This is a genomic window from Flavobacterium sp. BFFFF1 (genome assembly GCF_002256285.1).
Taxonomy (GTDB): Bacteria; Bacteroidota; Bacteroidia; order Flavobacteriales; family Flavobacteriaceae; genus Flavobacterium.
The window spans coordinates 1-20381 of the sequence record NZ_NKJE01000031.1; the positions used below are offsets into that span (position 1 = coordinate 1).

The following is a 20381-nucleotide window of genomic DNA, read 5'->3' on the forward strand; positions in this document are numbered from 1 at the left end:
AACGGCATACAGATCAACACCAGTGAAAAATGGAAACCATTTACCGCTTCGTTTCTTGACGAGAGTTTTCTTATCGGTTACCTCACGCCTGAAGAATACTTTTATTTTATCGGCGAGCTGCGCGGACAAAACAAAGCCGATGTCGATGCCCTGTTGTCAAAACACGAGGAATTTTTTAACGGCGAAATCCTAAAGAGCAAGAAATACATCCGCGATTTTTCAAAAGGAAATCAAAAGAAAGTTGGGATTATCGCCACATTGATTGGCAGTCCGGAAGTGATTATCCTCGATGAGCCATTTGCAAACCTTGACCCGACCACGCAGTTCAGGTTAAAGAAAATCATCAAGGAACTGGCAGACGACCCGAGGGTGACCGTTTTGGTATCAAGCCATGACCTGATGCACACCGTTGAGGTTTCAGACCGCATCGTCGCCCTGCATAAGGGAGAGGTGGTTAAAGACATCAATACATCGGCTGAAACGCTGAAGGAACTCGAGGAATTCTTCGCCGTATAATCCGAAACATTCCATTTCAGGCCGTTTGTTTTTTGTGATTTAATAGCATACATCATATCAGATGATGCCGCTTCCCCCCCGAGGCTTCGGGGGAAGTGGCATCCTTTTTTTCTAATAAGGATTTGAATGTACTTTCCTGTTCCCGAAAAAAGATACAGCGGACAGCCCGGCCCGCAGGGAGGCGCCCTGTATAATATTCGCGGAAAAGTGAATCAACACCGGCAAAAACCGTAGGATTATTAAAAACCGGCCATTTTTTTCCTCATATCAAAAAGAAACGTATTTTTACCGGTTGTATACTAAAAATAGCTTTTGGAAGTTATGCCTAAAAACGTTTTGAAATTGAAGAATAACCACTTACGATATATATTTTCTCTCTTTTTACTGTTTGTCCTGATTGCCTGTTCGACTAAAAAAGACAAATGGGTGAACAGGAATTGGCAGGCGCTGAACACCAAGTACAACGTGCTTTACAACGGTAATATGGCGCTGGACAAAGGCATTGAAGAGGTGAAGCAGACCTACAGCGATAATTTCTGGGAAATCCTTCCGGTTGAGCGCATGCAGGTGTCGTCTGAGAATATTCTTCCCGGCCAAAACAAGAATGCTAACTTTGCCCGTGCGGAGGAAAAGGCGGTAAAAGCCATCCAGAAACGTTCGATGAACATTGATGGGAAGGAGAAAAATCCGCAAATGGACGAGGCACATTTACTGCTGGGAAAGGCACGTTATTACGACCACCGCTTTGTGCCGGCGCTTGAAGCATTCAATTACATCCTATACAAGTATCCAGAAAGCGATAAGATTTACGAAGCAAAAATTTGGCGTGAACGCACGAATATGCGGATGGACAACGATGCTTTGGCGGCAAAAAACCTTAGAAAGCTGCTAATTGACATGAAGCTTAAGACAAAAATTAAGCCGCAGACTTATGCCGATGTGAACGCGACACTGGCGCAGGCATTCTTAAACCTTGAAGAGCGCGACAGTGCCCGTGCCCGACTGAAAGTAGCGACAGATTTTACGAAATCGAAAGAAGAAAAAGCAAGGTACACTTTTATCCTTGGTCAGCTTTATGATGAAGCGGGAGAGAAAGACAGTGCCTATGCAGCATTCCAGACCGTGATTGACATGCGCAGGAATGCTCCGAGGCGTTACATCATCCAGGCACACGCGCGTCAGGCGGCACAGTTTGATTTTAACAAAGGAGACACGATAGCGTTTCTTAAGAAATACAAGAGCCTGATGGAAGACCGCGAAAACAGGGCTTACCTCGATGTGCTTAACCACCAGATGGCGTTGTTTTATGACAAAAGATCGAAGGGAAAGCAGGCGGTTAAGTACTACAACAAATCGCTGCGGACAAAGTCCTCCGATCAATACTTAATGGCTTCGAATTACCGCAACCTTGCCAAAATCTATTTTGATAACGCCAAGTACCAGTCTGCGGGACAATATTATGACAGTACCCTTACAAGGCTCGTTGCGAAAACAAGGGAATACCGGTACATCAAAAACAAGCGTGACAATTTAGCCGATGTAATCAAATATGAGGGCATCGCACAACACAATGACAGTATATTGAACGTAGTATCGCTTTCACCAGCGGAACGTAAAAGTTTTTATGAGGATTATATCGTAAGGTTAAAAAAGGCTGATATTGAGAAAGCGGAAGCTGAAAAGAAACAGCGGGAGAAGATGGAAAGACTCGCCCGTAATGTCAATAGCAATGATGATGTTATTGATCCCATCGCAGGAGCGAAAGGCGGCCCGGGACTACCCGTCGGGCCCGGAACAGGTAATGCGGGACGTTCTGTAACCGGCAGTAAACCTTCAGGGGGTACTTCTCCATTTAAGGAAGGAAATGCTGCTGCTGGACAGTCGTCGTCGTCTTCTGCCTCAGGAAAAAGCGATGCGTTTTATTTTTACAACCCGTCAACCGTCGCGTATGGGAAGTTGGAGTTTAAAAAGAAATGGGGCAGCCGCGGATTAAAAGACGATTGGAGGATTTCATCTTCTAAAGAAGCAGACAGTGATAAAAAAGACAATGCGGAGAATAAAGACAGTATTTCGGGTTCGAAAGAAGACAAAATTGATGAGCGTTACACGCCTGATTTCTACCTCAAACAACTTCCGGAGTCACAGAAAGTGCTGGACAGCCTCGCCAAAGAAAGAAATTTTGCGTACTATCAGCTCGGCGTTATTTACAAAGAGAAATTTAAGGAGTACAAGCTGGCAGCCTCAAAACTGGAGCAGTTATTGTTGAATAAACCCGAAGAGAGACTGGTGTTGCCATCAATGTACAATCTTTATAAGATCTACGAGATTATCGACAAGCCTAAGGCTGAAGCGATGAAGAACAGGATTATCAACCAATATCCGGAATCGCGTTACGCCCAAATCCTCAGCAATGGCGCAACAAGCCAGGACAATGCGAATCTCTCGCCCGAGGCGGCCTATGAAAGTTTGTATAAAACGTATGAACGGGGAGAATTTATACCTACCCTCAGCGGGCTTGAAAAAGCAGTCGAACAGTTTACTGGAGAAGAAATTATTCCCAAAATGGAATTGCTGAAAGCTGCTGTTATTGGGAAATTAAAAGGATTGGCAGAGTATAAAAAGGCGCTTAACTACGTTGCGTTAAACTATCCAAATGTCGAGGAAGGAAAGCAGGCAGAAAGCATGATCTCAAAAGACATTCCGGCGCTGGAGCGTTTGCAGTTTGACAAGGAGGAACCGTTAAGCTGGAAAATTATCTACAAAATAAGCAATGTGGAAACGCCTGCAGTTAAAGCCGTTGCCGATAAACTTAAAAAATTCGTTTCAGAGCGAACAGTGGAAAAGTTAACATTGTCGGTTGACGTGTATACGATGACGGAAGACTTTATCGCAATCCACGGCATCGGGAACGAGCAAAAGGCGGTAGACATCGCGACGATTTTGAAAGATTATAAAGAATATAAGATTCCGTTGGAAGCCATCGTAATCTCCAATGAGAATTACAAAATCGTCCAAATCAAGAAAAACCTTGCAGAGTACCTGAAGCCAACGCCAGCATTGCCGCAAGCTCCACCTGTACCGAAAAGTGATGACAAAGGAAAAACGGATAAGCAGGTGACACCGCCGCAGACAACCCCGCAGCAGCTCACACCACCGGCTCCCGGAACGATGCCGCCATCAGGAGATGATGCCAAACAGAAAAGGCAGCAAATGATCGAACAGCAAATTCGGGAAGCGGAAGAGAAACGCAGGAAGCTGGACAGTGAAACGCAGAAAAAAGAACCTGAAATGCAGGCGCCGGTTGATTCAGACGACCCACAGGAAACGCCAAACCCACCCGCACCGGTAAAAGGAAAATAGTAAACCATGTTTGAGAAAAGCCCAAAATCATATACGGATCTTCTGGGAAAGACCAACAGGATTGTGGAAGGAACCACCATCACGGGCAATATCATTTCCCAGGCCGACTTCAGGCTGGATGGAGAATTGCAAGGAAATTTTACCTCCAAAGGCAAAATTGTTATTGGTCCTGCAGGCGTTGTAAAGGGCGATATTATTTGCAAAAATGCCGACATTGAAGGTGTTTTCGATGGGAAGATCCAGGTTTCGGAAATCCTGAATATAAAATCTAAAGCAAGCATTCACGGTGAAGTAATATGCGGCAAGCTTTCCGTAGAACCTGGAGCAGATTTTAGTGCTTCGTGCATCATGAAACCCAATATCAAAAACCAGCCGCCAAATGACACCAGACAATACCCCGAAGAAAAAGCCCAATAAGTGGCTGGCGCTGATCAATATTCCCATACAAATGGGAATCATCATATTTGCATTTGCCTGGCTTGGCAAGTGGCTCGATAGAAAGTACGTGAATCCCAACGACATTTATGTGAAGATACTCACGCTTTCGGGTATCGCTATCGCCTTCTACAACATCAACCGCCAACTTAAGGAAATCAATAAATCAGACCAATAATGCGTTTCAGGGATTTTTTGCCGGTATGCTGGAGCGTTGTAATTTCAGCTGCACTTTTGCTGGTCCATAAATTGGTACTGAGCACCTATTTTAAAAGCGAAGAAAGCGAATTTACGTTTTCCATTTGGGAGATGTATGCCTTCTTTGGAACCTGCTTTGCCATCATCATGCTGGTTTCGGTATTCGTTAAAAAATACAGCGTCAATAGTTTCGGTCAATCAATCATGCTGATGACCTTTATCGAAATGGGATTGTGCTTTGCGCTGTTCTTTCCAGGTTTGGAAAACGAAGGGTCTGGAATGTCATTTGAAAAGTCCAGCTTTTTAATCGTATTTTTATTGTTTTTGGCAATAGAAACAATTTTGGCCATACGTTTATTAAACAAAAATCAATAAAACGATTTTAAACCGGCTATTTCAGCAAAAAAATATTTTTTATATGCTTTTACGTATAAATAAAAAATGTACCTTTGCACCAAATTTCAGAAAGTACAATTAAGATAATTATCGGTTATGATGTTTTCGAATAAACTACACAAATTCATATTCACTGTCCTTGCTGTATCTCTTCCGTTTTTTGGTTTTGCCAACACAGAATCAGACTCTTTGAAAGTACACGGCGAATCAGCCGGCCATGAAGCAGCGGCATCAGAAACTTCCCATGAAGGTCATGAACCGAACGATTTAAAATCAAAAATTGACGCATACAAAAATCACCACGTTTTAGATTCCCATGAGTTTACTTTGTTTTCAGATGAAAAGGAAGGTAAGCACTATGGTTTTCCATTGCCTATTATTCTTTGGGATAATGGCCTGCACATATTTTCTTCCTCAAAATTTGAGCATGGCCACGCTGTTGCTGAGTCAAACGGGAACTACTACAGATTAGGACACGACGAGAAAATTTATAAGGTCGAAAGCGCTACTGCAGAATTGTCGGGCGACGAGCACCATCCTACAAACGAACAGGTTAAATTGGATTTTTCAATTACTAAAAACGTGTTGTCCATGTTTGTAGTAGCCATATTGATGTTCCTGATTTTTGCAAGCCTGGCAAAATCATTTGCTAAAAACGGAGGGATTTCTTCAGGTTTTGGAAGGATTTTCGAACCGATTGTATTGTATGTTCGTGACGAAATTGCGATTCCAAATATTGGCGAAAAGCACTACAAGAGATACATGAGCTATTTGCTTACAATCTTCTTTTTTGTTTGGTTCCTGAATATTTTTGGATTGACGCCACTTGGAATTAATGTCACAGGAAACATTGCCATTACCGCAGGTTTGGCCGTAATCACCTTCCTGATCACAAACCTGACAGCAAACAGAAATTACTGGGGACACATCTTCTGGATGCCGGGCGTGCCGCTTCCGATGAAGATTATTTTAGCACCAATAGAACTGCTGGGCGTGTTGATTAAGCCATTTTCGTTAATGATCCGTTTGTACGCAAACATCATTGCAGGCCACATCGTATTGATGAGTCTGATCGCATTGATATTCATTTTCAAAAGCTGGGTTGGAGGAACCTTGTCGTTCCTGCTTTCCTTTGCCATTTCAACAATCGAGATATTGGTTGCCCTGTTGCAGGCGTATATTTTCACGATGCTTTCCGCGCTGTACTTCGGTTCAGCCGTGGAAGAACACCATCACGAAGAAGCGCACCACTAAATAGTCGAAAGTGGAAAGTCGCAAGCCCAAAGGCTTTGGACTTTGGACTAAATTGAATGTTTAATTTTTAATACATATATTATGGAAATTCCTAGAATCGTTGGAGCAGGTTTAGTAGTTATCGGAGCTGGTATCGGTATCGGTAAAATCGGTGGATCAGCTATGGATGCTATTGCACGTCAACCAGAAGCTACAGGAAAAATTCAAACAGCGATGCTTATTGCAGCGGCGCTTATTGAAGGTATCGGTTTTGCTGCATTGTTTGCAGTTGCTGAAAACTAGTAGAAAAAACATCAGGCTGCAACGGTTGGTTGCGGCCTTGTTTTAAAAGTTACATTGACAATAAAAAGATAATTTACTTATATAAATAGTTATGGGAAAGTTAGTAGAGGATTTTTCGTTCGGTTTGTTCTTCTGGCAGATGCTTATCTTCGTTGGATTGATATTCCTTTTAAGGGCATTTGCATGGAAGCCAATCCTAAATGCAGTTAACGAAAGAGAAGAAGGCATTAAGAACGCGTTGCTTTCTGCTGAAAATGCAAGAAAAGAAATGCAGAACCTTCAGGCTGATAACCAAAGAATTCTTCAGGAAGCACGTGTTGAGCGTGATACGATGATGAAAGAAGCCAGGGAAATCAGGGAAAAAATGATTGCTGATTCTAAAAATGAAGCGCAGGCCGCCGGACAGAAAATGATCGAGCAGGCTAAAGCCGCAATTGAGAGTGAGAAAAATGCTGCTATGGCCGAATTAAAAGCCAAAGTATCGTCATTGTCTCTTGACATTGCAGAAAAATTATTAAAAGATGAATTGTCCAACAAAGAAGCTCAAACCAAATTGGTAGAGAAGATGTTGGGTGACGCTAAACTGAACTAATCATGGCAGGAAGCAGAGCAGCAATCCGTTATGCAAAGGCAATCCTTGACCTCGCACACTCAAAAGGTGTGGCAGTCGAAGTGAACAACGACATGGATACCATTGCGTCAACCATCAAAGGCAATGCAGAATTGACTACTTTTATCCAGAATCCAACGACGAAAGTATCTGTGAAGGAAAGTGCGGTGTCAGAAATTTTCGCCAATGTCAATGGCGTAACCAAAAATCTTTTCCATTTGTTACACGAAAATAAAAGGTTTGAGATTTTAGGCGCTATTGCTTCAGAATACGCCAGGCTTTTTGATGAGATGAACGGAATCGAAAAAGCGACAGTAACGACTGCTTTTCCGATGACTCCGGAACTGGAAGCTAAAGTGCTGTCAAAAGTGCTTACGTTGTCCAACAAGAAAATAGTTTTGGAAAACATTGTGGATCCGGCGATCATCGGTGGATTTATATTGAGAATTGGCGATCAGCAATATAATGCTTCTATTGCCAACAGATTACAGGTATTAAAAAGAGAATTAAGTAACTAGTTATTTATATAATTATGGCGGAAATTAAACCGGCTGAAATTTCAGCAATATTAAAGAAACAGGTTGAGAATTTTGAATCTGGAGCCACACTTGAAGAAGTGGGATCTGTACTTCAGGTTGGAGATGGTATTGCCCGTGTTTACGGCTTATCAAATGTTCAATACGGTGAGCTTGTCTCTTTTGACAGCGGTATGGAAGGTATCGTACTGAATCTTGAAGAAGACAACGTGGGTGTGGTACTTTTAGGGCCATCAACCGGGATTAAGGAAGGCTCTATTGTGAAGAGGACTCAGCGTATCGCTTCTTTGAAAGTTGGTGAGCAAATCGTAGGACGTGTAGTCAATACACTTGGCCAGCCAATCGATGGGAAAGGTCCTATTGGAGGTGAGCTTTACGACATGCCGCTTGAAAGGAAAGCGCCGGGAGTCATCTTCCGTCAGCCTGTAACTGAACCACTTCAGACAGGTGTTAAAGCTGTTGATGCCATGATTCCTGTTGGACGTGGTCAAAGGGAGCTTGTAATCGGTGACCGTCAGACAGGGAAGTCTACCGTTTGTCTGGATACAATTTTGAACCAAAAAGAATTTTACGATGCAGGTCAGCCTGTATTCTGTATATATGTTGCCATCGGGCAAAAAGCATCGACTGTCGCGAGTATTGCAAAAACGCTGGAAGAAAAAGGTGCTATGGCTTATACCGTAATCGTTGCTGCAAATGCTTCTGACCCTGCTCCAATGCAGGTATATGCTCCGCTTGCGGGTGCTGCTATCGGGGAGTATTTCCGTGACACGGGTCGTCCGGCACTCATCGTGTATGATGATTTGTCAAAACAAGCCGTGGCTTACCGTGAGGTGTCGCTTCTTTTGAGAAGGCCACCGGGACGTGAGGCTTATCCTGGAGACGTTTTCTACCTGCACAGCCGTTTATTGGAAAGAGCTTGTAAAGTAATCAACAACGACGAAATCGCCAAAGCGATGAATGATTTGCCGGACAACCTGAAACCAATCGTAAAAGGTGGTGGATCCTTGACCGCTTTACCAATCATCGAAACACAGGCTGGTGACGTTTCTGCATACATCCCGACGAACGTAATCTCGATTACTGACGGACAGATTTTCCTTGACGGAGATTTGTTCAACTCAGGGGTTCGTCCTGCCATCAACGTAGGTATTTCGGTATCACGTGTTGGAGGTAACGCCCAGATTAAATCGATGAAAAAAGTGTCTGGTACGTTAAAACTGGATCAGGCGCAATTCCGTGAATTGGAAGCGTTTGCAAAATTCGGTTCTGACCTTGATGCCGTTACGCTAAACGTAATCGAAAAAGGAAAAAGAAACGTAGAGATCCTGAAACAAGGATTAAACGATCCTTATAAAGTGGAAGACCAGGTTGCGATTATCTACGCAGGTTCTAAAAACCTGTTGAGAAACGTTCCGGTAAACAAAGTAAAAGAATTCGAAAAGGATTTCCTTGAATTCCTCAACGCACAGCACAAAGACACGCTGAATGCATTGAAAGCAGGAAAACTTGACGATTCGATTACGGACGTAATTGAAAAAGTAGCGAAAGAAGTTTCAGCAAAATACAATTAATACCAGTTGAAAGTCAAAAGTCGAAGGTCGAAAGACTTTGGACTTTAGGCTTTAGACTTTAGACTTATAAAAAATGGCAAACTTAAAGGAAATCCGTAATAGAATTACCTCCGTTTCATCCACGATGCAAATCACATCGGCGATGAAAATGGTTTCTGCGGCCAAGCTGAAGAAAGCACAGGATGCAATCACCGCTATGCGCCCTTATGCCGAAAAGTTAACGGAACTGCTTCAGAATCTTTCCTCAACGCTCGACGGCGATGCAGGAGGGGAGTTTACCACCCAACGCATCGTGAAACGTGTTTTGGTTGTGGCGATTACTTCAAACAGGGGTTTGAGTGGCGCTTTTAACTCGAATGTCGTGAAGGAGACCAAACGCCTTCTGGAGAATGAATACGCCGGAAAGCAGGTTGATTTTATTACAATTGGTAAAAAAGGAAATGACATCATCCGCAAAAACAATACAGTATTGTCAAACCACAATCAGGTTTTTGACAACCTGACGTTTGATAATGTTGCTGTGATTGCTGAGGAATTGGTGCAGCTTTTTACCGAAGGCAAATACGACAAAATCGTCTTGGTATACAACCAATTCAAAAATGCAGCGACACAGATTATCCAAACGGAGCAATTCCTGCCTTTGGCACCCGTTGTTTCAGGTTCGGTAAATTCGAATGTGGATTACATTTTTGAGCCATCGAAAGAAGAAATCGTATTGACGTTGATTCCAAAGATGCTGAAGACACAGTTGTACAAAGCGCTTCGTGATTCATTTGCGTCTGAGCATGGTGCGCGTATGACTGCGATGCACAAGGCGACGGATAACGCGACGGAGCTGAGAAATCAATTGAAACTCACGTACAACAAAGCACGCCAGGCTGCGATTACAAACGAGATTCTTGAAATCGTTGGTGGTGCAGAAGCATTAAAAGGATAACTTATTCTTACTTATAATAAAAGCCGGTCGTTGATCGGCTTTTTTTTTGGTGTTGCCTTTTGTACAAGGTCTGTGGTTTTGGTATCAGCAATACTATAATTTTTATTGGCAGTCTATATCTACAAAATAGGTATTCGTCAGAAATGGTAACTGATACCAAGGTTTTGGTACAATTGAGCCACAACACACCCGATTAAAGTCAAACAAATTATTGACATCAGTACAACAGCAACTAAAGATTGGTTATTTTTGAGCCAGAAAACAATTACGGAGTCTTTTGAGCCTATATAAAAACCTTTTCAAGCAAACCGCAATCTATGGCATCGCCACGGTGTTGCCGCGAATTTTCAGTTTCCTGCTCGTTCCGTTGTATGTAAAATTACTTGACAAAGCAGAGTATGGTGCTGTAAATGTCATTTTTGCCTATCTCATTTTTTTTAATGTGATCCTGGCTTATGGCATGGAAACCTCGTTTTTTAGGTTTTACAACAAGGAGAAAGACAAAGACAATGTGGTCCAGACGTCTACGATTTCGTTGTTCTGGTCATCAATCGTTTTCCTGGGCGCGGCACTAATTTTCCGGGAAAAGCTTGCACAGCTGATCGGGTTTGACGTCCGGTTCATTACATACGTCATTTGGATTATTGTGCTGGACGCGCTGGCTGTAGTCCCGTTTTCAAAACTCCGCGCCAATGCGAGGCCCATAGTGTACGCAGCGATTAAGATTGGAAACGTCGCGATTAATCTGGCGTTGAATGTGTTCTTCCTGATTTACCTTCCGAAGATCGCCAAAGCCTATCCCAATTCGTTCCTGAGTTCGTTTTACTACGCTGATTTTCGGGCGGGATATATTTTTGTATCGAATATCATTGCAAGCCTGCTCACATTTTTGGTCCTTTCGCCACATTACTTTAAGATCAAATGGCATTTTGATTTTAAGCTCTGGAAACAGATGATGCGCTATGGTGTCCCCATCCTGATTGCCGGAATTGCATTTGCGATCAATGACCAGTTTGACAAGATTCTCCTGGAGAAACTCCTTCCGGCAGACATCGCCAAATCTGAAGTGGGTGTCTATGCCGCCTGTTATAAGCTCGGGCTTTTTATGGTACTTTACCGTACGGCTTACACACTAGGCATAGAGCCGTTCTTCTTCAGCCATGCGTCAAACGAAAAGGCCAATGAAACCTATGCCACCATCACCAAGTATTTTGTGATCTTCGGGTCTTTTATTTTACTGTTCGTTATTGTCTTTGCCGATGTGTTCAAGTACCTGATGATCCCCAATCCACAATATTGGGAAGCAATGAAAGTCGTTCCGTTGATTATCCTGGCAAATTTTTTCCTCGGCATTTACACGAACCTTTCCGTATGGTATAAATTGATTGACAAGACTTACATTGGGGCTTACATCTCTGTGATCGGTGCCATCATTACGCTGGTGTTAAACTTCCTGCTGATTCCTTTTTTCGAAAGCCAAGGGCTGGATGGCTACATGGGCTCGGCTATTGCGACGATTGCCGCTTATGGCAGCATGATGCTGATTTCGTACTTTTGGGGAAATCATTATTATCCGATTCCGTATGACATGAAGCGGATTGGCGGCTACCTCGGGCTATCCATCGTATTATCCGTCGTTTCATTTTATTATTTCAGGGAGAATTACTTTGTGGGAACAGCTTGTTTGCTGGTATTCCTGAGTTTCATATATTACAACGAAAAGGCGATGCTGCTCAGTATAATCGGTAGAAAGGCGGCGCCACCAAAAGTAAAAGACATTATACCAAACACCCAAAATCCAGATGAAGATCCAGATCGTCAATAAATCACAGCATCCATTGCCACATTACGAAACCATTGCTTCGGCAGGAATGGATTTACGGGCAAACCTTGACCAGCCGATAACCCTGAAACCCCTGGAAAGGGCCATCATTAAAACCGGCCTTTTTATCGAATTGCCGATTGGCTTTGAAGCACAGGTACGACCGCGCAGTGGACTGGCGGCCAAGAATGGCGTCACCGTATTGAATTCACCAGGAACGATTGATGCGGATTACCGTGGCGAAATCGGGGTGATTTTAGTAAATTTATCCAATACCGATTTCACGGTGGACAATGGGGAGCGTATTGCACAGCTGGTCATTGCCAAACATGAGAGGGCCGATTGGGAAGAAGTGGAAGTCCTAACCGAAACCTCGCGCGGCGCAGGCGGGTTTGGGAGTACGGGCGTGAAGTAATTGACAATTAACAATTAATAATTAAGAATTGGGAGTGTCCGCAAATACCGGAATCTTTCAATTTTAAATCTTTCAATATAGAATATGAAAATAATAGTACCCATGGCCGGACGCGGCTCAAGATTAAGACCGCATACCTTAACAGTTCCAAAACCATTGATTCCGATTGCAGGAAAACCGATCGTTCACCGTCTGGTGGAAGACATTGCCGGCGTAATCAATCAGGAGATCGAGGAAATCGCCTTTATCATCCATGAGGATTTCGGGGCACATGTGGAGAAGGACCTCGTTGCGATTGCCGAGAAATTGGGGGCCAAAGGAACCATCTATTACCAGAACGAAGCGTTGGGAACCGCGCATGCAATTATGTGTGCGAAGGATTCCATGCAGGGACCGATTGTCGTCGCGTATGCCGACACGCTTTTCCGTGCTGATTTTACTTTGGATACGACTGCCGACAGTGTGATCTGGGTAAAGCAGGTGGAAGATCCAAGCGCGTTTGGTGTGGTGCAGCTGAATGACCAAAACCAGATTGTGGATTTCGTCGAAAAGCCGCAGACATTCGTGTCTGATCTGGCGATTATCGGGATCTATTACTTTAAGAGCGGCGAAACTTTACGCGGGGAGTTACAATATTTACTCGATAATCATGTTGTAAAAGGCGGTGAATACCAATTGACGGACGGGTTGGAAAACATGAAGGTCAAAGGCATGAAGTTTGTGCCGGGCAAAGTGGATGAGTGGATGGATTGCGGAAATAAGAATGTCACGGTGGAGACGAATTCAAGGATGCTGGCCTTTTTACATCAGGATGGTGAAGATCTTGTCGACGCGCATGTCAAGGCGGAAAACTCCAAGATTATCCCACCGTGTTATATCGGTCCGGATGTGATTTTGATGAATGCGACGGTAGGTCCAAACGTGTCTTTAGGTAAAGGCTGCCACGTGATCAACAGTACGGTTAAAAACAGCCTGATCCAAACCCATTCAAAAATACGCAATGCGAATCTTGACAACGCGATGGTCGGGAGCCACGCTACCTTTGACGGAAAATTTACGAGTATCAGCATCGGGGATTACTCGGTGTTAGAATAAAAAGACAATGAAAAGGATTTTTCTATTATTGATTGTGCTGCTGGTCGGATTGTATCCGGTGGCGTTGCATGCGCAGGCTGAACCAGAGGACATTGCCTCGGCATCAGATGCATTCCAGGAATCGTTTTTTGAATCGCTGAAGCAAAAGGCGATTGAGAATTATGACAAGGCCATCGAATCATTGGAAAAATGCCTGAAGCTTGAGCCGGATAATGCTGTGGTGCTGAGTGAGCTTGGTAAAAACTACCTGCACCTGAAACGTTACCGCGAAGCGTATGATGCGTATGAAAAGGCGACGAAGCTGGAACCTAAAAACCGTTGGTATCTCGCCGGAATGTATGATGTCACTTATGAAACCCAGGATTATAACAATTCGATTGTACTGGTGCAGCGGCTCATTCCGTTTGAGGAGAGCTACAAAGAGGACCTGGCTTCGCTGTACATGAAAACGGGGCAGTTTGACAAGGCTTTGGTCGTGATTAACGAGCTGAATGAAACCGTGGGACATTCGGATAAACGCGATTTGTACAAGGCTGATATCCTGAAGGATTCCAAATACCAGGGTTCTGAAAAGGACAACCTGATCGCGCAGATTAAGAAAAACCCTAAGGAAGAATCCAATTACATATCGCTGATTTACCTGTATTCCAACAGCAACCAGGAAGAGAAGGCGCAGGAAATTGCCAGGCAGCTGGAAAAGGAAATCCCTACTTCAGACTGGGCGCAGGTGAGCCTTTTTAAGTTTCACCTGAACAATAATGATGGGGATAAGGCGGTTGTGTCGATGAACCAGGCGCTGAAAAGCACGAAGGTAGACAACAAGGTAAAGCAAAGGATGATCAATGAGTTTTTGATCTTCACCAAGAATAACCCGAAATACGATGCGGACCTTGAGAAAGCGATCGGGTATGTCAGTGATGATAAATCGGTGAATGCGGCGAAGGAGATTGCGAAGTTTTACCAGAATAAGAAAGACTGGATAAAGGCTGCGAAATATTATGAGATTGATGCGGCGAATCATCCCGATGATATCGAAACGACGGTACTTTTGCTTCAGGCGTATACTGAAAATAAGCAATTTGATGTTTTGGCTAAAAAGGCCGATAACCTGATTGAGTTGTTTCCGTTGCAGCCGGAGCTGTATTATTTCTCTGGATTGGCGCACAACCAATTGAAGGAATTTAAAAAGGCGAAAGAGACGCTCGAGACCGGAATCGATTACCTCGTTGACAATCGAGATTTGGAGATCAACTTCAACATACAGTTGGGTGAAGCGTATAACGGACTTGGTGATGCGAAGAAAAAGGAGCAGTATTTCCTTAAGGCGGATCAGTTGCTTAAAAAGAAAAAATAATGAAAAAATATCTTAGCATAGCGTTGCTGGCAATCGTGGTGTCATGTAAATCGACAAAGGGGACGCTTTCAGAAACGCGTGCGACTACGGCGCTGACTGCTGAAAAAATCATTGAGAACCATTACAATACGAAGCGGGATTTCAAAACGCTGTACATCAAGGCTGATGTTTCGTATGAGGACAACAAGCAATCGCAACACGCGAATGCAGAGATCAAGATCAAGAAGGATGAGAAAATCCTGATCAGCATCCGGGTTTTGGGGATTACGATGGCGAAAGGCCTGATTACGCCAACTGAAGTAAAATATTACGACAAGCTCAATGGGAAGTTTTTTGAAGGCGATTATACCACGCTGAGCAAATGGCTGGGTACGGATCTCGACTTCTTCAAATTGCAGCATATTCTGCTGGGGCAGGCGATGGATGACCTCACGAAAGGCAAGTACAAAGCGACGATTGAAGACCAATTGTACAAGCTGGAACTGTTGAATCCAAAAGGAACGCAAAAGGATTTTTATTTTGAGGCGTCGCAGTTCTTAACTAAGAAGCAGGATATCGAGCAGCCGGCTAAAAACCGCATGCTGCACGTGACGTATCCGAACTATAAGGAATATCCTGAGATGGCGCTGCCGTCGGAGGTGAAGATCGAGGCTTTCGACAACCAGAAGAAAACGTCGATCAGTATTGAATACAATTCGGCGACTTTTAACGAGGAAATTTCTTTTCCTTACAGCGCGCCGGATGGTTACGAACGTGTGAATATTGATTAGATTTGCAAAAACCTAACTTGGTATGCCAAAAATTATTGTAGCGCTGTTTTTCCTTTTTGTTTCGGCTGTGGGCTGGAGCCAGGTTGACCAGGAAAAACTGGAACAGCGTAAGGCACAGATACAGGAGGAAATCCGTGAAAAGGAGCGTTTGCTGGAATCCCAGAACCAAAAGCAGAAGTCGGTGACGACTATTATCGCCCAGCAGCTGGAGAAAATCAAGCTGCGTGAAAAGCTGATCAACACTACCGAGAAGCAGGCGAAGCTCCTTAAAAACAACATGTACATCAACCAGCTTGAGATCAACAAGCTGAACCGAGAATTGACCGACCTGAAGGCGGATTATGCCAGGATGATCGTCAAGTCGTATAAAAGCCGTTCGGAGCAAAGCCGCGCGATGTTCTTATTGTCGTCGAAGAATTTCCTGCAGGCGTATAAGCGCGCGCAGTATATGAAGCAATATGCGAACTACCGCCGGGCTCAGGGGGAGCAGATTAAGAAAAAACAATCGGAGCTGGCGAATTACAACGGCAAGCTTGAGGTCCAGAAAACGGAGAAGCAGAAACTCGTTGAGGAACAGCAGAAGGAACGCGAAAAGCTGGAGCAGGAGAAGCAGGAGCAGGAAAAGCTGGTCAATTCGATCAAGAAAGACAAGAAGAAGACCATTGCCGAGATCAAGAAGAAGCAACAGGAGAGCCGCAATATTGACCGGCAGATCGACAAGCTGATCCGGGCTGCGATTGCGGAAGCGAATAAGAAAACGGCCGCGGCCAACCTGAAAGCGAATCCTAAGACGACGACTGCGGAGGAAACGAAGAAAACAGAAACGGCGACGAAAATCGTGCTGACGCCGGAGGCGAAGCTTGTTTCGGATAATTTTAAAGCAAATAAGGGCAAACTGCCGTGGCCGGTAGAGAAAGGCACGGTGAGCCTTCGTTTTGGCGACCAGCCGCACCCTTTGATCAGTTCGCTGACGGTGCATTGCAGTGGTGTCGAGATCACTACTGACAAAGAGGCCAGTGCGCGGGCGGTGTATAGCGGCACGGTGTACAGCATCCAAAGGCTGTCGCCGGTGAACATGGCGGTGATGATCCAGCATGGGGATTTCTTTACGGTGTACCAGAACCTGAGCAGTGTTTCGGTGAACAAAGGGGACAAGGTATCTACGAAACAGAATATCGGGCGGGTGCGCACGAATACGGACACCGGGAAGACGGTGATCAAGTTTATGATTTCTCAGAACACGAATTACCAGAATCCGGCGAGTTGGTTGTTTAATATGTAGTTAGAGCTTTTAGCGGTTAGCGATCAACTTATAGCTAAAAGCTTACAGCTAACGGCTAACGGCTGACAGTTTACAGCTAACAGCTAACAGCTTACAGCTAGTAGGTGACAGCTAACAGGGAGGCATGAAAATAAGCTTCTGAAGGATAAGAAATGATTTCTGAAGGATAAGAAATGATTTCTGAAGGATAAGAAATCGTTTCTGAAGGATAAGAATTAGTTTCTGAAGGATAAGAATAAAGTTCTGAAGGATAAGAAATGGTTTCTGACGGATAAGAGTAAAGTTCTGAAGCGTAAAAAACATTTTCTGAAGGCTAAAAAGTAATTTCTGAAGCGCCCCATTCGATTGGTTGCTGGCGGAACACATTTTTGAATCGCGCTTGTCTTTTTTTAAGGCATCAAAAAACCCACTTGGAGTGGGCTTTTTAATTTATGAAGTGGGTTGTGGTGTATTTCGTGTGGGTCCGCTTAGTGATTTTGTAATTTTACTAAAGCTAAACAGTTCCTGGCGGGATTTGTCTCCTTTGAAGAATTTTGATGCAATTCTGTTTACGGATACGAGCTGGTCGTAGATGGCATTGAATTCTGCGACAGCTTCGGCGGTAATTACTTTACGTTTTCCTTTATTGGTTTCCTGTGCTACTTCTGCATCCTTGAATTTTTCAGCGTGGTCTTTCAAGGCATTGAGGCTTTCTGCCGCTGTGCCGGCTTCGGTAATTTTCTTTTGCAGTTCATCGGTGAGGCCGTTTTTGAAGCGGTAGAGCAATTCGACGGTGGCTTCCTGGTCGTTGTTGCTTACTTTGCCATACAGGCTGCTGAATCCAAGGGTATTTAAGATCTCGTCGCGTGTTGCAGGTGTCTTTTTAAAGTCCTCGACGATCTGGATGCGGATTTCGGCAAGCAGTGTGCGGACTGGTTCAAGGATTTCATGCACCTTTTGTGTGGATTGGCGTAGTTGTGCGGCGTTGTCGGCGCCAAGGTAGGTTTGGATGGCGTTGTTGATGCGTGTTTGGAAGTCTTCGAAGAACGGGTCTGCCCACACGGCGCGTTTGGACTGCAGGAATTCCTTGTGGTTGATGGCGTGGGAGACGATGGTGTCCGCGGCGATCATCAGGTTTACATCTTTGACATTGTAATTTCTGGCATTTGTTTTCATAAATATTTAATTTAAAGATTAATATTCACATTTTGGTTGGTACGAATTTGTAAAAAATATCCTCACAAAAAACTGGTTTAACAAATTTTTATCGCTAGGTTAAAATTATTAACATATTAATTATGAGTGTTATATGTAGACAAAACGATGGTGTATTTTGCTTCAAGTCCCTTTAAATTCGGGGGATTGGCGTTTGTCGTTTTGCGAAATCTATTTCTTATGAAATCACAATGTTTGTAATTTGTTAATAAAACTTTAACATGTACGGTAAAAAGCGTTTTGTTTTTTTAATACATTTCAAAATGTAACTTTCGGGTGTGTTCATCCTTCTTTTGCACCCATAAACCACTAACACATCCTCACTATGAAGCATTATCTTATGCTGCTGCCGTTCTGCATCCTTGCGGGACAAGCCCAGGACATCCAATGGGAACAGTCATACGGCGGTCGGCAGGCCGACTATTTATTTGACGTGCAGCCAACGGCTGATTATGGATTTATCATTGCCGGGAGTTCGCTTTCTGTGCCGTCCGGGAACAAGACGCAGGCGTCCAACGGCGACCTCGATTATTGTATCTGGAAGATGGATGAGCATGGCAAGGAGGACTGGCAAAAGACTTTTGGCGGATCGGGTTCTGATTTTTTAATGTCGGTGCGGTGTACGGCGGATGGTGGGTTTGTATTGGGGGGTACTTCCTCCTCACCTGTTTATCCTCACCCCCAGCCCCTCTCCAACGCCCCGAAGTATCGGGAGGGGGGTAGAACGGCGCCTTCGTTTGGTGGCAACGACTACTGGGTGATCAAGCTCAATGCCAAGGGTGAGCAGGAGTGGCAGCAGTCGTATGGCGGCTCGGGTCAGGATGACCTGGTGGCGGTGGTGCCAACGCGTGATGGCGGCTATTTGATTGGGGGGAATTCGGCCTCTTCACCAGCTGGCCCGGCTCCATCCGAGCCGGGAGGCGGAACTCCGAAAGGTCAAAAATGGGATGTGTCGCGTGGCAATATGGATTACTGGATCATTAAGGTGGACGGCAAGGGCGACGTGCAATGGCAGCATACTTATGGCGGTCAATATGCGGATTTGCTGAAATCGATGGAACAGACGGTGGATGGCGGGTATATTTTGGGTGGGTATTCGAATTCGTCGACGGCGCAAGGGAATTCGACGGCGCAAGGTTCGTCGACCACGTTTGGGGTGACGGGGGGATATGAGAAGACCGAGGATAATTTTGGGAAGGGGAATGACTTCTGGATATTGAAATTAAATAAGGACGGGCATATCGAATGGCAACGGACGCTGGGTGGCGACCGGGACGACCAGTTGTTTGCGATCCACCAGACGTATGACAAAGGTTACATCGTGGGCGGGAACTCGAACTCGGGTGCGACCGGGAATAAAAGCACGACCAATAAGGGCGGTACGGATTTTTGGGTGTTGAAGCTTGATGACAAGGGCAACACGGACTGGCAGCAGGTGTATGATTTCGGGAAGGCGGATGTGTTGACGTCGGTTGTGGAGAATGAGGACCACAGCTTTCTCATAGGTGGATTTGCACAGAGTGAAAAAACTAAAGACAATGAAGGGATTAATGACTATATCGTGCTTAAGATTTCGGAAAAGGGCGAAAACCTTTGGGATAAGAGTGTGGGCAGTGACGGCGAGGACATCTTGCGGAAGGCGATCATGACGCGGGATGGCGGGTATTTGCTGGCGGGAACTTCCAACCCTGAGAACAAAGGCAAAAGTCGAAAGTCGAAAGTCGAAAGTAAGAAGACCGTTGGCGGTGTGGATACCTCCGGGCAGCTGGCGGGTGCGGAGAAGGCACAGGCGGCGGTGGATGGCGCGGTTCAGGATGCGACACAAACGGCGAATGATTATGTTAAAGACCAGGCTAACGGGGTTGCGGATGGTGCGAAAAAAGCGGTAGGGCAGGATAACCATTCGAGGGTGAAGGTGGGCGTTGGCCCTGTGGGTGATGTGTTAAGCAGTGGGAAAGGTGGTAACGACAAAGGCGGTAACGGAGGAAGTGGCACGGCACAGCAAGGCCCAAAACCGGGACTTAGCGCTTCAAGAGATAAGACTACGAATTACGGCGGGAAGGATTTCTGGATTGTGAAGCTCAAGGATAAGGACAAAAAGGACAAGGACCCTAAGGCGGTAGAGGCGTTCCCGAATCCGGCGACAACGTTTACGAATGTGGTGATCGGGTTTGATTTTGACAAGGGCACGGCGGAGCTGTATGACCTGGCGGGAAGGCAGTTGCAATCGTTTAAGATTGATTCGCGGACGGTGCCTGTTGACCTCTCCTCTTACCCTGAAGGGATTTATATTGTGAAGGTGCGCACGAATAAGGGGGAGGGGAGTATGAAGATAATTAAGAATTGAGAAT

General features: G+C 44.8%; 19 protein-coding genes. 18 read left to right on the top strand and 1 reads right to left on the bottom strand.

Annotation, left to right across the window (positions count from 1 at the left end):
- The 17 genes from CFE23_RS14410 to CFE23_RS14490 all read left to right on the top strand — a co-directional run.
- On the top strand, nt 1-516 hold a 516-nt coding region (locus CFE23_RS14410; protein WP_291089391.1), incomplete at its 5' end, for an AAA family ATPase.
- 342 nt (nt 517-858) lie between these two features.
- A complete protein-coding gene (locus tag CFE23_RS14415) occupies nt 859-3876 on the top strand; it encodes a gliding motility protein (RefSeq protein WP_291089394.1) in 3018 nt (1005 codons plus the stop codon).
- Between the two features lie 6 nt (nt 3877-3882).
- Nucleotides 3883-4293, top strand: a complete 411-nt coding sequence (locus CFE23_RS14420) for a polymer-forming cytoskeletal protein (protein ID WP_291089398.1) — start codon at nt 3883-3885, stop codon at nt 4291-4293.
- Entirely contained in the window at nt 4256-4489 is a 234-nt protein-coding gene (locus tag CFE23_RS14425; RefSeq protein WP_291089401.1) for an AtpZ/AtpI family protein, read from the top strand. The genes CFE23_RS14420 and CFE23_RS14425 overlap by 38 nt, the downstream gene beginning before the upstream one ends.
- Nucleotides 4489-4884, top strand: coding sequence for a hypothetical protein (locus tag CFE23_RS14430; protein WP_291089404.1), 396 nt, complete (start codon nt 4489-4491; stop codon nt 4882-4884). The genes CFE23_RS14425 and CFE23_RS14430 overlap by 1 nt, the downstream gene beginning before the upstream one ends.
- A 117-nt stretch (nt 4885-5001) precedes the next feature.
- Nucleotides 5002-6159, top strand: coding sequence for a F0F1 ATP synthase subunit A (gene atpB / locus CFE23_RS14435; RefSeq protein ID WP_291089406.1), 1158 nt, complete (start codon nt 5002-5004; stop codon nt 6157-6159).
- Between the two features lie 81 nt (nt 6160-6240).
- Nucleotides 6241-6441, top strand: a complete 201-nt coding sequence (gene atpE, locus CFE23_RS14440; protein WP_181369001.1) for an ATP synthase F0 subunit C — start codon at nt 6241-6243, stop codon at nt 6439-6441.
- Nucleotides 6442-6532: 91 nt separating this feature from the next.
- Entirely contained in the window at nt 6533-7033 is a 501-nt protein-coding gene (locus CFE23_RS14445; RefSeq protein ID WP_291089409.1) for a F0F1 ATP synthase subunit B, read from the top strand.
- Between the two features lie 2 nt (nt 7034-7035).
- The gene (gene atpH / locus CFE23_RS14450; RefSeq protein ID WP_291089412.1) at nt 7036-7569 is read left to right on the top strand and encodes an ATP synthase F1 subunit delta; all 534 of its coding nucleotides are present in this window, start codon (nt 7036-7038) and stop codon (nt 7567-7569) included.
- Between the two features lie 14 nt (nt 7570-7583).
- Nucleotides 7584-9161: a F0F1 ATP synthase subunit alpha gene (gene atpA, locus CFE23_RS14455; protein ID WP_291089415.1), complete on the top strand. Its 1578-nt coding sequence runs from the start codon at nt 7584-7586 to the stop codon at nt 9159-9161.
- Between the two features lie 73 nt (nt 9162-9234).
- On the top strand, nt 9235-10098 hold the full coding sequence (gene atpG, locus CFE23_RS14460) for an ATP synthase F1 subunit gamma (protein ID WP_291089418.1): 864 nt from the start codon (nt 9235-9237) through the stop codon (nt 10096-10098).
- A gap of 277 nt (nt 10099-10375) precedes the next feature.
- Nucleotides 10376-11923: an oligosaccharide flippase family protein gene (locus CFE23_RS14465; RefSeq protein ID WP_291089421.1), complete on the top strand. Its 1548-nt coding sequence runs from the start codon at nt 10376-10378 to the stop codon at nt 11921-11923.
- A complete protein-coding gene (gene dut / locus CFE23_RS14470; RefSeq protein WP_291089424.1) occupies nt 11901-12335 on the top strand; it encodes a dUTP diphosphatase in 435 nt (144 codons plus the stop codon). Before CFE23_RS14465 ends, dut begins: the two co-directional genes overlap by 23 nt.
- 84 nt (nt 12336-12419) lie before the next feature.
- The gene (locus tag CFE23_RS14475) at nt 12420-13430 is read left to right on the top strand and encodes a sugar phosphate nucleotidyltransferase (protein WP_291089426.1); all 1011 of its coding nucleotides are present in this window, start codon (nt 12420-12422) and stop codon (nt 13428-13430) included.
- Nucleotides 13431-13437: 7 nt separating this feature from the next.
- Complete coding sequence (locus CFE23_RS14480) at nt 13438-14784, top strand: tetratricopeptide repeat protein (RefSeq protein WP_291089429.1); 1347 nt, start codon at nt 13438-13440, stop codon at nt 14782-14784.
- The gene (locus CFE23_RS14485) at nt 14784-15554 is read left to right on the top strand and encodes a DUF4292 domain-containing protein (RefSeq protein ID WP_291089432.1); all 771 of its coding nucleotides are present in this window, start codon (nt 14784-14786) and stop codon (nt 15552-15554) included. The genes CFE23_RS14480 and CFE23_RS14485 overlap by 1 nt, the downstream gene beginning before the upstream one ends.
- A gap of 22 nt (nt 15555-15576) precedes the next feature.
- Nucleotides 15577-16836, top strand: coding sequence for a peptidoglycan DD-metalloendopeptidase family protein (locus CFE23_RS14490; RefSeq protein ID WP_291089436.1), 1260 nt, complete (start codon nt 15577-15579; stop codon nt 16834-16836).
- 429 nt (nt 16837-17265) lie between these two features.
- Here the strand turns inward: CFE23_RS14490 and CFE23_RS14495 are convergent, their stop codons facing one another.
- Nucleotides 17266-17991, bottom strand: a complete 726-nt coding sequence (locus CFE23_RS14495; protein WP_291089439.1) for a hypothetical protein — start codon at nt 17989-17991, stop codon at nt 17266-17268.
- Nucleotides 17992-18355: 364 nt separating this feature from the next.
- Between CFE23_RS14495 and CFE23_RS14500 the strand changes: the two genes are divergently transcribed.
- On the top strand, nt 18356-20377 hold the full coding sequence (locus CFE23_RS14500) for a T9SS type A sorting domain-containing protein (RefSeq protein WP_291089442.1): 2022 nt from the start codon (nt 18356-18358) through the stop codon (nt 20375-20377).
- The last annotated feature ends 4 nt before the right edge of the window (nt 20378-20381 follow it).

Excerpts from the sequence above, each read along its gene's own strand:
- atpB (WP_291089406.1), top strand. The coding sequence starts at position 5,002 with ATGATGTTTTCGAATAAACTACACAAATTCATATTCACTGTCCTTGCT.
- CFE23_RS14420 (WP_291089398.1), top strand. The coding sequence starts at position 3,883 with ATGTTTGAGAAAAGCCCAAAATCATATACGGATCTTCTGGGAAAGACC.
- atpA (WP_291089415.1), top strand. The coding sequence starts at position 7,584 with ATGGCGGAAATTAAACCGGCTGAAATTTCAGCAATATTAAAGAAACAG.
- CFE23_RS14495 (WP_291089439.1), bottom strand. The coding sequence starts at position 17,991 with ATGAAAACAAATGCCAGAAATTACAATGTCAAAGATGTAAACCTGATG.
- CFE23_RS14430 (WP_291089404.1), top strand. The coding sequence starts at position 4,489 with ATGCGTTTCAGGGATTTTTTGCCGGTATGCTGGAGCGTTGTAATTTCA.
- CFE23_RS14445 (WP_291089409.1), top strand. The coding sequence starts at position 6,533 with ATGGGAAAGTTAGTAGAGGATTTTTCGTTCGGTTTGTTCTTCTGGCAG.
- atpH (WP_291089412.1), top strand. The coding sequence starts at position 7,036 with ATGGCAGGAAGCAGAGCAGCAATCCGTTATGCAAAGGCAATCCTTGAC.
- CFE23_RS14475 (WP_291089426.1), top strand. The coding sequence starts at position 12,420 with ATGAAAATAATAGTACCCATGGCCGGACGCGGCTCAAGATTAAGACCG.
- dut (WP_291089424.1), top strand. The coding sequence starts at position 11,901 with ATGAAGATCCAGATCGTCAATAAATCACAGCATCCATTGCCACATTAC.
- CFE23_RS14490 (WP_291089436.1), top strand. The coding sequence starts at position 15,577 with ATGCCAAAAATTATTGTAGCGCTGTTTTTCCTTTTTGTTTCGGCTGTG.
- CFE23_RS14480 (WP_291089429.1), top strand. The coding sequence starts at position 13,438 with ATGAAAAGGATTTTTCTATTATTGATTGTGCTGCTGGTCGGATTGTAT.
- CFE23_RS14500 (WP_291089442.1), top strand. The coding sequence starts at position 18,356 with ATGAAGCATTATCTTATGCTGCTGCCGTTCTGCATCCTTGCGGGACAA.
- CFE23_RS14485 (WP_291089432.1), top strand. The coding sequence starts at position 14,784 with ATGAAAAAATATCTTAGCATAGCGTTGCTGGCAATCGTGGTGTCATGT.
- atpG (WP_291089418.1), top strand. The coding sequence starts at position 9,235 with ATGGCAAACTTAAAGGAAATCCGTAATAGAATTACCTCCGTTTCATCC.
- atpE (WP_181369001.1), top strand. The coding sequence starts at position 6,241 with ATGGAAATTCCTAGAATCGTTGGAGCAGGTTTAGTAGTTATCGGAGCT.
- CFE23_RS14425 (WP_291089401.1), top strand. The coding sequence starts at position 4,256 with ATGACACCAGACAATACCCCGAAGAAAAAGCCCAATAAGTGGCTGGCG.